At 61.9% G+C, this 13,747-nt stretch carries 11 protein-coding genes; 2 read left to right on the top strand and 9 right to left on the bottom strand.

Annotation, left to right across the window (positions count from 1 at the left end; all coding sequences use genetic code 11):
* Positions 1-160 precede the first annotated feature (160 nt).
* Positions 161-2,782 (top strand): type I DNA topoisomerase, encoded by a 2,622-nt coding sequence (gene topA / locus AB5Y90_RS05225; protein ID WP_005362158.1) that lies wholly within the window; start codon positions 161-163, stop codon positions 2,780-2,782.
* Positions 2,783-2,890: 108 nt separating this feature from the next.
* Positions 2,891-3,055 carry a hypothetical protein gene (locus AB5Y90_RS05220; protein WP_005334891.1) on the top strand — a complete coding sequence of 55 codons (165 nt, stop codon included), beginning with the start codon at positions 2,891-2,893 and terminating at the stop codon, positions 3,053-3,055.
* 16 nt (positions 3,056-3,071) lie between these two features.
* Here AB5Y90_RS05220 and AB5Y90_RS05215 read toward each other — a convergent pair whose 3' ends face one another.
* The 9 genes from AB5Y90_RS05215 to AB5Y90_RS05175 all read right to left on the bottom strand — a co-directional run bounded on the left by AB5Y90_RS05215 (position 3,072) and on the right by AB5Y90_RS05175 (position 13,737).
* Positions 3,072-3,428, bottom strand: a complete 357-nt coding sequence (locus AB5Y90_RS05215; RefSeq protein ID WP_139460466.1) for an MGMT family protein — start codon at positions 3,426-3,428, stop codon at positions 3,072-3,074.
* Between the two features lie 66 nt (positions 3,429-3,494).
* Entirely contained in the window at positions 3,495-5,048 is a 1,554-nt protein-coding gene (locus tag AB5Y90_RS05210; RefSeq protein ID WP_257124541.1) for a PAS domain-containing methyl-accepting chemotaxis protein, read from the bottom strand.
* Positions 5,049-5,260: 212 nt separating this feature from the next.
* Positions 5,261-7,126, bottom strand: coding sequence for a beta-N-acetylhexosaminidase (locus tag AB5Y90_RS05205; protein ID WP_368166634.1), 1,866 nt, complete (start codon positions 7,124-7,126; stop codon positions 5,261-5,263).
* Positions 7,111-7,983 carry a BadF/BadG/BcrA/BcrD ATPase family protein gene (locus AB5Y90_RS05200; RefSeq protein WP_257124543.1) on the bottom strand — a complete coding sequence of 291 codons (873 nt, stop codon included), beginning with the start codon at positions 7,981-7,983 and terminating at the stop codon, positions 7,111-7,113. The genes AB5Y90_RS05205 and AB5Y90_RS05200 overlap by 16 nt, the downstream gene beginning before the upstream one ends.
* Positions 7,976-9,697, bottom strand: a complete 1,722-nt coding sequence (locus tag AB5Y90_RS05195) for a glycoside hydrolase family 9 protein (protein ID WP_257124971.1) — start codon at positions 9,695-9,697, stop codon at positions 7,976-7,978. Before AB5Y90_RS05195 ends, AB5Y90_RS05200 begins: the two co-directional genes overlap by 8 nt.
* Before the next feature lie 114 nt (positions 9,698-9,811).
* Positions 9,812-10,804: an ABC transporter ATP-binding protein gene (locus AB5Y90_RS05190; RefSeq protein ID WP_005353824.1), complete on the bottom strand. Its 993-nt coding sequence runs from the start codon at positions 10,802-10,804 to the stop codon at positions 9,812-9,814.
* 11 nt (positions 10,805-10,815) lie between these two features.
* Entirely contained in the window at positions 10,816-11,835 is a 1,020-nt protein-coding gene (locus tag AB5Y90_RS05185) for an ABC transporter ATP-binding protein (RefSeq protein ID WP_019446723.1), read from the bottom strand.
* Positions 11,832-12,752 carry an ABC transporter permease gene (locus AB5Y90_RS05180; protein WP_257124544.1) on the bottom strand — a complete coding sequence of 307 codons (921 nt, stop codon included), beginning with the start codon at positions 12,750-12,752 and terminating at the stop codon, positions 11,832-11,834. Before AB5Y90_RS05180 ends, AB5Y90_RS05185 begins: the two co-directional genes overlap by 4 nt.
* A gap of 1 nt (position 12,753) precedes the next feature.
* A complete protein-coding gene (locus tag AB5Y90_RS05175; protein ID WP_005334871.1) occupies positions 12,754-13,737 on the bottom strand; it encodes an ABC transporter permease in 984 nt (327 codons plus the stop codon).
* Positions 13,738-13,747 lie beyond the last annotated feature (10 nt).

Below are 13,747 nucleotides of genomic sequence, written 5' to 3'. Positions count from 1 at the left end.
CTTCGCATTAATAAATAAAGAAGCAATAAAAGAAGCAGTGTGGTTCGGGCTGGTCAGGCAAATTTGCTCACAAGATTGCTTTTTCGCGCCAAATCTCTTATACAGCCCCACAAAACCGCACACCAACCCCGTCGGGTGCAATGAGGATAATAGTTACAGCATGGGCAAATCACTGGTCATAGTGGAGTCTCCGGCCAAGGCCAAGACGATCAACAAATATCTGGGCAAGGACTACGTGGTGAAATCCAGCGTTGGTCATGTTCGCGATCTGCCCACCAGCGGCAGCGCCAGCACTGAGCCCAAGAAACCTGTCATTCGCGGCATCAAGTTGAGCGAATCCGAGAAGGCTGCCAAGGATCGCAAGGCCCTGTTTGCCCGGATGGGTATCAATCCGACCGCTGGCTGGCAGGCTAACTACCAGATTTTGCCCGGCAAGGAGAAGGTGGTCAGCGAGTTGCAAAGTCTGGCCGAGAAAGCCGACACCATCTATCTCGCAACCGACTTGGATAGAGAAGGAGAGGCGATCGCCTGGCACCTGCGCGAGATCATCGGTGGCGACGACAGCCGCTACAAGCGCGTGGTGTTCAACGAGATCACCAAGAGCGCCATCAAGGAGGCGTTTGCCCAGCCGTCCGAACTCAATATTGACCGCGTCAATGCCCAGCAGGCCCGTCGTTTCCTCGACCGCGTGGTGGGTTACATGGTTTCCCCGCTGCTGTGGAAAAAGCTGGCCCGCGGTCTCTCCGCCGGTCGGGTGCAATCCGTTGCGGTGCGTCTCATCGTCGATAAAGAGCGCGAAATCAAGGCGTTCGTACCGGTCGAGTTCTGGGATCTCAATGCCGACCTGCTGACCGCCGACAAGAGCGATCTGCGGATGGAAGTGGTCAGCCGCAACGGGGCCGACTTCAAGCCGGTGACCCAGGCCGAGACCTTTGCCGCCGTGGCGGCCCTGGAAGGGGTCGACTACAAGGTGGTGAACCGGGAAGACAAGCCGACCGGCTCCAAGCCGTCCGCGCCGTTTATCACCTCTACCCTGCAGCAGGCGGCCTCTACCCGGCTGAGCTTCGGGGTCAAGAAGACCATGATGATGGCCCAGCGTCTCTATGAAGCGGGTTACATCACCTATATGCGTACCGACTCCACCAACCTCAGCAAAGAGGCGGTTGAGGCGGTGCGTGAATATATCGGCGAGCAGTATGGCGCTGCCTATCTGCCAGCCGAGCCGAATCTGTATGGCGCCAAGGCCAATGCCCAGGAAGCGCACGAGGCGATCCGTCCCTCCAACGTACAGGTGACTGCCGAGATGCTGGAAGGGATGGAGCCGGATGCCATGCGTCTGTACGATCTCATCTGGCGTCAGTTCGTTGCCTGCCAGATGACCCCGGCTCAGTACGACTCCTCCACCCTGACCGTCAAGGCGGGTGAGTTCGAGCTCAAGGCTCGTGGCCGTACCCTGCGCTTCGCCGGTTGGACCAAGGCCCTGCCGCCGATGGGTCGCAAGGGCGAAGATAGTCAGCTGCCGGCGGTGACCGTCGGCGAGGTGCTGAAACTGGTCAAGCTGGATCCGCGCCAGCACTTCACCAAGCCGCCGGCCCGTTTCACCGAAGCGGCGCTGGTGCGCGAGCTGGAAAAACGCGGCATCGGCCGTCCGTCAACCTACGCCTCCATCATCTCCACCATCGTTGATCGCGGATATGTGCGGGTCGAGAGCCGCCGTTTCTTCGCCGAGAAGATGGGCGAGATTGTCACCGATCGTCTGGTGGAGAACTTCGTCGAGCTGATGAACTACGAGTTCACCGCCAAGATGGAAGACAAGCTCGATGGCATCGCCGAAGGGAGCCTTGAGTGGAAGAAGGTGCTGGACGCCTTCTACGCCGAGTTTACCCAGGAGCTGGAGAAGGCTGACAAGGCGCCCGAAGAGGGCGGCATGCGTGCCAACCAGATGGTGATGACCGACATCGACTGCCCGGATTGCGGCCGCAAAATGGGGATTCGTACTGCCACCACCGGCGTGTTCCTCGGCTGCTCCGGCTATGCCCTGCCGCCCAAAGAGCGCTGCAAGAAGACCATCAACCTGGTCTCTGCCGACGAGTTTGTCTCCGCCACTGACGGCGAAGAGGCGGAAACCGAAGCGCTGCGCGCCAAGCACCGCTGCGGCGTCTGTGGTACAGCGATGGATGCCTACATCATCGATGACAGCCGCAAGCTGCACGTCTGTGGTCGCAACCCGGACTGCGATGGCTACGAGATCGAGAAGGGCCAGTTCAAGCTCAAGGGCTACGAAGGGCCGAGCATCGAGTGCGACCGTTGCGGAGCCGAGATGCAGCTCAAGAACGGCCGTTTCGGCAAGTACATGGGCTGCACCAACGAGACCTGCAAGAACACTCGCAAGATCCTGAAAAACGGTGACATCGCGCCGCCGAAGGAGGATCCGGTGCCGCTGCCGGAGCTCAAGTGCACCCAGTCCGATGCCCACTTTGTACTGCGTGACGGTGCTGCCGGTCTGTTCCTGGCGGCCAGCAACTTCCCCAAATCCCGCGAGACCCGCGCGCCGCTGGTGGAAGAGCTCAAGCGCTTCAAGGATCGCATCTCCGCCAAGCACAAGTATCTGGCCGGTGCCCCGCTCACCGATCCGGACGGCAACCCCGCCATCGTACGCTTCAGTCGCAAGACCAAGGAGCAGTACGTGATGAGCGAGGTCAACGGCAAGGCGACCGGTTGGACCGCTCACTACGACAACGGTACCTGGCAAGAGAGTTTGCCAAAGGCTAAAAAAGCCTGATGAAAAGAGGCCCCGACAAGGGGCCTCTTTGCTTATGGATAGCGGTATACTGAGACAGCTGCAAGGAGTGCAGCTGTCATCAATCGCGAAGTAGACAAGGAGGTTGAGATGGAGATAAACGAGATCCGGCCGGGCATGAGCTGCATGACCCGTGAAGGGGCGGCCTATGTGCTGGAGGTTGACCGGCAGAGCCTGCTGGTGCTGCTGCAGCGCGCGGATGAGACCATACCGGTGCAGGTGCGCAGCGACGAGATCCTGGCGCCGCTGGAGTGATCCGGCTGTGCCCCCCTCAAAACGGCAGTAGAAAAAGCAGCTCGGCCAGATCGGGCTGCCATTGCCACTCCTTCATTCTGACCCGCCCACCGATCACCACGACCCCTTCTTGCTGCAGGCGTCCCGTCTGTTCGGCAAAGCCTGGCGATCCTTTCGGTAACGAGATAGTGCCCGCTGCGCCCAGCACCCGATGCCACGGCAGTACCTTGTCGGTTTCCCGCAGCACCTTGCCCACCAGTCTTGCCCGTCCGGGCAGCCCGGCCAGATCGGCCACCTGACCATAGCTGACCACCCGGCCTGCCGGGATCAGGGCGATGATCGCTTCGATACGGGCCGTTTTGTTCAATGGGGATGGTCTTGGTTCAATGCTCATAAACCCGATTCGTCAAAAACAACAGAAGCGCCATTGTGGCGCTTCTGTCATGGGGCTGGCAATGATTCAGCCGAAGGTCTGGCTAAGCCCCTTCAGTTGCTTGGCCCGTTCCAGCAGAGCCTGACTGGAGTGATCGACATCCAGCATCTTCTGACTGTTGGCGTGGGAGTATGCGGATATCTGGTGGATGCTGCGGCTGATCTCCTCCACGACCGCTTGTTGCTGCTCTGCAGCGGTGGCGATCTGGGTGGAGTGTTCGGTGACCAGCTCTATCTCTGCCAGCACGGTATGGAGGCTGCTGGCGCCCTGGCGGGTCATCTCGGCACATGCGCGGGTCTGTTGCAGGTTCTCCTGCATCATCCCCTTCCAACGTCCCAGCGTGTGCTGGATCTGCTTGATGCTGCCCTGGATCTGCTCGGTCGCCTTGTGGGTGCGGGTCGATAGAGTACGCACCTCGTCTGCGACCACCGCAAAACCACGGCCCTGCTCCCCGGCGCGAGCGGCTTCGATGGCAGCGTTGAGGGCCAGCAGGTTAGTCTGCTCGGCGATGCCCTGGATCTCGCCCATGACACTGCCAATCCGTTCGGATTCACTGGCGAGCTCTACCGCCGAGTTGAACGCCAGCTCTGCCTGTTTGGCGAGCAGTTCGATCTGTTGCTCGGTCTGGTTCAACTGCTGGTTGGTTTGTTCACAACGATTGCGAGCTTCGTTGACCTGACCGTTGGAATCTTGAATGTTGCGGGCGATCTCGTGAGCTGTGTTGGCCATTTGAGTCATAGCCGTAGCCATCTGCTGGGTCTGGGCATCTTGCTCGTTGATATCGAGACAGGCCTGATGAGAGGCCTGCTTCAAATTGATGGCCAGGGTTTGCAGAGGTGCCGTGGCATCGTTGATCCGCCCCAAAACGGTTCGGATGCGGGCCTGCAGCATCTTGATATGAAAATCGGCAATGGCGCCGGGGTTGTCACCGGAGTAGACCAGCCGGGTCAGACTGTCATATTCACGGCCCAGTTTCTGCAGATAGTGGGGCAGGGCAAAGAGCTCGCGCCAGTAGGCTCCGCCAATAAGCAACAGGGGCAGCAGCATCAGCAGGACGGTCATGGCCCCTTGACTGGCGAAGGTCCAGCCCATCAGGCCGAGCAGCAGCAGGGTAATGGCCGGGGTGCGTACTTTGGCAAGAGAGGGGAGGTTGCTGCTGTTGCCGCGCTCGGCCTTGAGCAGTGCCTGGTAGGTCTGAGCGGCGATGCGCTTGAATTGGGGCTCGGGCTTGCAGCGTACCGACTGGTAGCCGCTGATCCTGTTGCCTTCATAGATGGGGGTCACATAGGCATCTACCCAGTAGTAACGGCCATCCTTGCAGCGGTTTTTTACCATACCGCGCCAGGGTTTGCCCTCCTTGAGGCGGGCCCAGAGATCGGCGAAGGCGGCCTTGGGCATGTCGGGGTGGCGTACCAGATTGTGGTTGTGTCCCACCAGTTCATCGACCGTGTAGCCTGCGATTTCGCAAAAGGCCGGGTTGGCGTAGGTGATCACCCCGCGCAGGTCAGTGGTGGAGACCAGTTGTACGTCGGCAGGAAACTCCACTTCGCTATCCAGGGTATGGACGTCTCTGCGGGCCATAGGAATACGCTCCGATGTTCTTGTTGATAATGTTGTCGTTGTTATTGTGGCAGATCTGGAGGTGGCCGCAGGCTCGCGCCAGCAGGAGGCAGACCAGCTTCATTGGGGGCTGGATTTTGCCAATAATGGCGGATGAATGGTAGGGGGAAGTTGATGTTTTGTTGGCTAATCGTAAAAAAGGCGGCCGATTGGCCGCCAAAGTAGAGACAACATTACCTCTGTGGCATCCGGTAGCGCACCTGCAACTGATCGAGGATCTGCAGCTGACCCGACAGGCGGGCGGCGAAGTGCTCCCAGCCCTTGTGGGCGGGATCGCTCCAGGCCACCTCGGCCGTGGCCAGCATACGCGGGAACAACATGTAGTCGAGACGATCACGGCTGGTGATCAATTCTGACCACAAGGGGCTCAGCACCCCGAGGATGTTATCGTTGGCATGGAAATCGGCTGGGGCAGGGTCACACGAGTAGATCTGCTCCAGATTGAGGGTCCCCGCCCAGTAGAGGCCGGGTTCATGAATATCGGCGCTCCAGGCCAGATCCAGATAGAGGAACTGGGCGGGCGCCATCACCACCGGATAACCGGCCGCGGCAGCGTCCAGCCCTGCCTGAAAGCTGGTCCAGGCACAGATGGCCGCTTTGCGGCTCACCTTGTCGCCATGCAGGATCTCCTCCCAGCCGATCATCTGTTTGCCTCTGGCGGCCAGATAGCGCTGACAGTGCCGCAGTAGATGGCCCTGCAGTTCACGGCAGTCGGAGTAGCCCTGCTCGGTCATCAGCTGCTGGCAGGCGGGGCTGTCGGTCCAGACCCCGGTCGGCACCTCGTCACCCCCCATGTGGATCTGCGGGCCGGGGAAGAGCTCGCATACCTCGTCCAGCACCGCCTCCAGGAAGCGGTAGGTGCCGGGCAGGGCAGGATTGAGCACGTTGTCATCGAAATGCTGGACCGAGCGGTAGCGGGAGTGATCCGCCGTTTCGATCAGCAGCTCGGGCAGCGCCTTGATGGCGGCGTGGCAGTGGCCCGGAATGTCGATCTCGGGAATGATGGTGATGCCGAGCTCACTGGCATAGCTCACCAGCTCCTTCACCTCGCTCTGGGTGTAGTAGCCGCCATAGGGTTCGGCGCCGCCGCTGAGCTGGGGGGCGATCGCCAGATCGTGGCCGCGCCAGGCACCCACGTCGGTCAATGCCGGGAAGGCCTTGATCTCGAGCCGCCACCCCTCGTCATCGGTCAGGTGCCAGTGGAAGCGGTTGAACTTGTAGAGGCTCATCAGCTTGAGCAGGCGCTTGATGGTGGCCGGAGTGTGGAAGTGGCGGGCGCAGTCGAGAAAAATGCCGCGAAAGCCAAAGCGCGGGGCATCCTCCAGCGTGATGCAGGGCAGGCTCTCCCCATGTTGCAGATACCACTGGGCCAAAGTCACCAGCCCGTGGCGCCAACCCGTTTCGTCGGCGGCGGCAATTACCACCTCCTGCGGCATGATGGTGAGTTGGTAGGCTTCGGGGGCCAGCTTGGCCTCGGTCAGCCGGATTTCAGCGTCATGATCCTGCTCCAGCGCTAGCGATGTGAGTTCGTTGAAGTGGGCCAGCAGCTTCGGCACATCACGGGGAGCGCTGACATGAGCCCGCTCGGCCAGCCGGAAGTTCCCCTCCAGCAGTACCAGATGGGCCGGTTGCGGCACTATACCGGGCAGAGGCTCGACATCCGGCAGGTCGGGGCGGGCTAACGGCGGGTTTTCCAGTCCGAGATCCTCAGCCGCCAGCGTCACCGGCAGCAGCTGGGCACCTGTGGTCGCCTCCGGCAAGCTGAGGAAAAAGCCCTGCGGCATGTCGGAGAGCTTCTTGATGGGGGTCTGGCGGCAGCAAAAGCGCAGCTTGCAGCTGCCAGCGTTCGGGACAATCACCTTGTAGCTGCCGCTCTGGCGCTCCAGCTCGCCCCCTTGCAAGGAGTCGGGGTCGATATGGCGAGCCAGACAGAAGTGCAGCTTCCACTTGGTATCCGGCATGCGGGAGAGGGTGAAGGTGAACCAGACATCCTCGCCGTCACGTCGGGCGACCTGGGTGTGGATCAGGGGTGTAGACATGGAAAATCCTCTGATTGGGCAAACAGGATGGCGCCATCGAGCGCATCTGCCTGGGGGGGGATCAGGTTGAGCTGGCCGAGACGGGGAGCGAGGCGGGTGCCAATCCCCCCCAGCAGGGCGATCTGTCTGGCACCGAGCTGGGTCATTCCCTCCAGCAGGATCCGCAGCTGTTCGCAGGTTTCGTCCAGCAGATGATTGGCGAGCTCGTCGCCATCGCTGGCGGCATCGAATACCCAGTGGGCAAAGTGGCCATAGTCCGCCGGAATGGCGCGGGCGGCCCAGCGAACCACCTCGGCCTGATCCCGCTTGAAGCGATCCATCAAGCGGATGGCGAGGGTGCTGGGGGGCAGAATGCCATCGTGGCAGAGCAGGGATTGCTGGATGGCGCGCAGCCCCAGCCAGGCGCCGCTGCCTATGTCTGAAATGGGGAAGCCGCGGCCGGAACAGGTGCGAATTTGACCTGCGTGATAGATCAGCCCCACCGAGCCGGTACCTGCGATCAGAATGGCCCCCTCACGGCCGCCAAAGGCGCCGAGGCAGGCACCGAAGGCATCGGAGGTGAGCCTGACGCTAGCAAAGGGGAAGGGCATCTCGAGCAGGGCGTGATAGCAGTCGGCCAGCTCGGCGGAGGCGAGCGCCAGCCCGACCCCCATCTGTTGTTCGCACTCGATTCCGAGTCCGGCCGTAAGGCGGGCGCTGGCGATGGCGGCCAGCACATTGGCGTGGGCATGGGGGATGCCCAGCTCCAGATTGGATCCGGCTGCGCGCCCCTCTCCGAGCAGCTTGCCCGCCCGATCCCGAATGCGGGCGCGGGTGTGGGTGCCCCCGCCATCGACGCCGACCCAGAACTCAATCATGGCGACCTCCATTTCCCTGCGCATTTTGCCAGCTGATAGCCAAAGCAAACCAGGCAGCGTGGGGGATCCACTGCTCGCCCCAGCGCCAGTTCTGATCCAGCCGATCTTTGTACTCCTCCGGAATAAAGGCCACGTCGTTTTCGTCATCAAACCCGGCGGTGATGCCGTTGCAGATGCCCCCCTGCGCATTGGGATACCCTGCGGTATAGGTGGGGTTGTTGATGCCGTGGCCCGCCAGCATGCAGGCGTTGAAGGGGTTCTGCCCGAGGATCCAGTCGAGCTGGCGCTGGCCATAAGTGATGAGCGGCTGGCTCTGGCGGGGGAAGTGGCGGGCGCCAGCAAAGGCCATGGTCGCCAGAGACGCGAGGCGGGCGTTCTCCCCCTGCCACCAGTAACCGGATTCGTTGTTGTGGGGCATAAAGAAGCTGACGCGCGGCGCTTCATCCACCCCTTTGACATATTGGCGGGCGAGGGAGAAGGGGTTGCCCGCGCGGGCGCACAGCGCCAGCTCGGCGGCCAGCGCCTGCTCCACTACGGTTTGTGCTCGGGCCTTGTGCTCCTGCTCCGGCTCTACGCCCAGATATTCCAGCAGCGCCAGCACCGGCAGGCCTGCCTCGGTGGCGTGGTAGTAAGGGCGCGAGCCATCCTCGTTGGCCGACCAGTAGTGACCCAGCTCAGGATGAGGGCGCTGGCGGGCACAGAGCTTGCTGGCACGGGCTCTCGCCTCATTCAGCCACTCGTTGCCGAAGGTGCGGGTCAGCTCCACCGCTGCCAGCAGGGCGCAGTAATCGTCGATGATGTTCTCGACCCCGTCATCAAGGTAGGCAAGGTTGTGTTCGCACAGATGCAGGTAGCCGCGTTTGGCGGCCTCGGCGTAGCGGCTGGCATCGAAGTCACCACTGACGCTCTCGCGGGCGGCGCGGGCCAGCGCGGCGATGGCCATGCCGCCCCCTTGGCGAAAACCCGCCTGCCAGTTGGCGGATTTGAGCCCCTGCTGGGTGGCATAGGCGCACAGCTCGCGCTGGGCGGGATCCTTGCTCCACTTGTCGAACAGGGTCATGAAGAAGAAGCCCGACTCATCCTGCATCCGGCAGAGGAAATCGGCGCCGTGCAGCGCCTCGTCATTGAGCCGCTTGCAGAGGTTCACCCCGTCGATATCGCGGCGTGGGGCCAGCAGTTCCCGGCACTTGAGCAGTGACCACACCACCATGGGGGTCTGCTGGGGGTTGAGGTAGTTGGCGTAGGAGAGGTGGCTCAGGTACTTGCTCATGTCGCCGCTGGCATCGAACCAGCCGCCGTGCACATCTTTGTGCTGGTCGGTGCCAAACAGGCGGGCGTTGCGGTCGGCCCGATCGAAGGTGCCGCTGGTGCGCTGGCCCTTGAAGTAGTGGATGACATCGGAGAGACAGTGGCTGGCCAGCAGATCCTGGCCGATGGCAAAGCGGGTCGAGCGGACAATGCCTTGGGCAGTGATCGCCTCCAGCCGATAGTGGCCGGGCTCCTTGAAGGCGGAGAAGTCGGCACGCCAGTAAGCGCGGCCTTGCCAGCCAGAGACGCTGCCAGCCGGTTGCAGCGGGGTTTCAAACAGGATCTGGCCATCGTCGAGGCGTTGCAGCCTGACATAGCCGCCGAGATCAGGGGCGGGGGAGGTTTGCAACAGGGCGACTTTGTGTCCGTCGCACTCGTAGCCCACCTGATTGATCAAGAGTTCCATCAAGGTATTACTCCTGTGGTTCACCGCCGGGCGGTGAGGCACATCACGGGGCTGTGGCCGCCCCGTATCGAGGCATGGCCGGACAGGGTTGTCCGGCCGGTCTAAGGCTCACCCTCACTCGTAGAGGTAGCAACGCACGAAGTGGTTGTCGGCAAGCTTGGTGATGGGGGGCAGCGCCTCCTTGCAGCGGGGCATTGCCTGATTGCAGCGCCCGGCAAACGGGCAACCGCAGGACTCCGGCGTCCAGAGCGGGATCTCCCCCTTGCGGCCTCCCTCCAGCTCGGCGTGGATGCTCTTCTCGGGGTCGGGCACCGCCGAGATGAGCAGCTGGGTGTAGGGGTGCTGCGGGTGGTGCAGGATTTCGTCCACCTCGCCCCACTCCACCATGTGCCCCACATACATCACCGCCAGATCTTCCGCCACATAGCGGGCGGTGGCGATGTCGTGGGTGATGTAGAGCATGGAGACACCGAGCTCGTTCTTCATCTGCTCCATCAGGTTGAGGATGCCGATGCGAATGGAGACGTCGAGCATGGAGGTGGGCTCGTCCGCCAGCACAACCTCCGCCTCCACTGCCAGATTGCGGGCGATGTTGACCCGCTGGCGCTGGCCGCCGGAGAGCTGGTGCGGATACTTGGCCGCCGTTGCTTTGGCGGGGGTGAGCCCCACCTTCTCCAGCAGGGCGTAGACCATGTCGGGCAGCTCTTTCTTGTCGATCACCTTGCTGTGCAGCAGCAGGGGGCGGGCGATGTGGTGATAGATTGTGTGGGTCGGGTTGAGCGAACCGAACGGATCTTGCCACACCATCTGCACGCTCTGGCGATAGTCCAGCAGGGCGGTGCCCTTGTTGAACTCCTCCAGATCGTGGCCGCGATAGAGAATGCGCCCGGCACTGAGCTTGTACATCTTGGCGATGATCTTGGCGATGGTGCTCTTGCCGGAGCCCGACTCCCCGACCACCGCCAGGGCGCGGCCCCGGTGCAGGTTGAAGGTGATGTCGGAGAGCGCCCGCATCTTGCCACTCTTGATGGCATTGGAGTTGATGGGGAAGTCCTTGTAGAGGTGCTGGACTTCGATGATGGGTGCATCGGTTTTGGCGATTTGCATGACAGACATCCTTAACAGCCAGCGGCCTTGTCCAGATAGATCACGGAATCTTGTTGCAGTCCCTGCTCCTCATAGAGGTGGCAGGCGGTCTGTTGCCCAGGGCGGATCTCGGCCAATTTGGTGTACTCCTGACGGCAGCGATCGTGCACCTTGCCGCAGCGGGCCTGAAAGCGGCAGCCGACCGGCACCTCCAGCAGGTTGAGCGGGGTGCCCGGGATCCCTTCCAGCACCTTCTTCGGCCCGTGCAGGGGCGGGAAGGAGTTGCCGAGCCCTCTGGTATAGGGGTGCAGCGGTGCGGTCAGGATCGCCTTGGAAGGGGCGACCTCCACCAGTTCACCGGCATACATGATGCCGATGCGATCGCAGAACTCCACCATCAGGGAGAGGTCGTGGGTGATGAACAGAATGGAGAAGTTGAACTTCTCTTTCAGGGCATAGACCTTCTGCAGGATCTCCCGCTGTACCACCACATCGAGCGCCGTGGTTGGCTCATCCATGATGAGCAGCTCGGGGTTGAGCGCCATGGCGATGGCAATCACCAGCCGCTGGCGCATGCCGCCGGAAAACTGGTGCGGGTAATCCTTGAGCCGGCTCGGGTGGATATCGACTATGGTGAGCAGCTCCTGGGCGCGCTTGATCGCCTCGTAACGGGTCATGCCGGGGTTGTGGGCCAGCAGCACGTCGCAGAACTGCTCCTCCATCCGCAGCACAGGGTTCAGGGCGTTCATGGCGGACTGGAACACCACCGACACCTGTTGCCAGCGGTAGGAGCGCAGCCGCTCGTCGTTGTAATGGAGGATGTTCTCCCCCTTGAACAGGATCTCGCCACCGCTGATGTAGGCGGGCGGCTTGTGCAGCCGGGCCACCGAGAAGGCGACGGTGGATTTGCCGCAGCCCGACTCACCGGCGAGACCGAAGATCTCGCCCTGTCTGATATCGAAGCTCACCGAGTTGACGGCGCGCACGTCGCCATTTTCGGTGATGTAGTCGACGCAAAGATTGCGTACTGACAGCAGGGGATGCTTGTTCATGCTGTCTTCTCCTGTGCTGTGGCAACCGGAGTGGTGACCGGCGCCGCGAGTTTCTTCCAGCGGCTCAGCCCTTTGTGGGAGCGCAGCTGCGGGTTGGCAATTTCGTCGATGGCGAAGTTGAGCAGGGCCAGACCGGCACCCAGGGTGGCGATGGCAAAGCAGGGAGCCAGGATCTCCCACCAGGCGCCGACCAAAATGGCACTGGAGGTCTGGGCGTTGTAGAGCATGATGCCCCAGCTCACCACGGTCGGGTCGCCAAGCCCCAGGAACTCCAGGGTCGCTTCGGTGACGATGGCGTAGATGATGGAGCCGATGAAGCTCACCCCGATGATGGAGATGAGGTTGGGCAGGATCTCCACCAGAATGATGCGCCAGGCCGGCTCGCCCAGCACTTCGGCGGCGATGACGAACTCCTTCTCGCGCAGGGCCAGGGTCTGGGCGCGGATCACCCGCGCGCCATAGGCCCACGATGTCAACCCTATTATCACGGCAATCACCGCCGGTGACGCCTCCCCGATAAAGCTCGCCAGCACCAGTAGCAAGGGAAGGTTGGGGATCACCAGCACCACGTTCATCAGGAAGGTGAGGCACTCATCAATCAGGCCGCCGAAGTAACCGGCAGTGATGCCGATGGCGACGGCGAGGGTGCAGACCAGCAGGCCAGCGCTGAAGCCCACCAGCAGCGAGATACGGGCGCCGTTGGTGAACTGGGCCCAGATGTCGTGGCCCATGCGGGTTGAACCCATCACGAACTCGGCACTGGGCGGCTGGTGCGGGCGAGCCACCCGTTTGGTCGGCTCGTTGCTGGCCAGAATGGGGGCAAAGAGGGCCATCAGTACGAAGGTAACCACGATGGCGAGGCCACAGGTAGCCTTCTTGTTGCCCAGCAGGATCTTGAGAATGGTCGGCATACGCATCTTATTTGCCTCCTGTACGCAGACGGGGATCCAGGAAGACGTAGAGCACGTCGGCCAGGAAGTTGAAGCTGAGCATGGTGATGGTCATGATGAGCAGCTGCCCCTGAATGAGCGGGTAGTCGCGGGCCAGAATGCCCTGATAAAGGGTCAGGCCCAGGCCGGGATAGTTGAAGATAACTTCGGTGATGAGGGAGCCACCGATAACGAAGCCGAGCGCCATGGAGAGGGCGGTGACGCTGGGCAGAATGGCGTTGCGGGCGCCGTAGTTGAAGATCACCCGGTTGCTGGAGAGCCCCTTGGCCTTGGCCATGGTGATGTAATCCTCGCCCAGCAGGTTGATCATGTTGTTGCGCATGGTGATAAGAAAGCCCCCCACCTGTACCACGGCCAGGGTCAGCACCGGCATGATGGCGTGAGTCATGATGCTCTTGATGTGCTCCCAGCCCCAGTCAGCCTTGATCTCCGGGCTGTAGGCGTAGCCGATGGGCAGCCACTCGAGGCTGACCCCGAACAGGAACAGGGCGAGCAGGGAGACCACCACCGGCGGAATGGCCTGCATCACCAGGGTGAGCGGGGAGAGAATGCTGTCCATCCGGCCGCCGCGATACCAGGCGGCGAAGATGCCGACGATGGAACCGAGGGAGAAGCTCAGGATGGTGGAGGTGCCGACCAGAAACAGGGTCCAGCCGATGGCACGGCCCAGCACGTCAGAGACCTGCTGCGGGTAGAAGCGCACCGAGGTGCCGAGATCCCAGGTGAAGACACTCTTCACATAGGTGAGAAACTGGGTGCCGATGGGGCCGTCGACAAAGCCGAAGGTGGCTTTGAGGGCTTCCAGGGCGGCGGGTTCCATCATGGCGCCAGCGCGGGCAAACATCACGGAGACAGGATCCCCAGGCATGGCACGGGGTAACAGGAAGTTGATGGTGGCGGCTACCAGAAAGGCAACCAGATAGAAGGAAAAGCGTCTCAGTATGAATCCCATGATAGTACCT

The organism is Aeromonas sp. R4-1, assembly GCF_040908325.1.
Classification (GTDB): Bacteria; Pseudomonadota; Gammaproteobacteria; order Enterobacterales; family Aeromonadaceae; genus Aeromonas; species Aeromonas veronii.
Note: the sequence above shows the minus strand (reverse complement) of the source record. Positions and strands in the feature narration are given on the sequence as shown.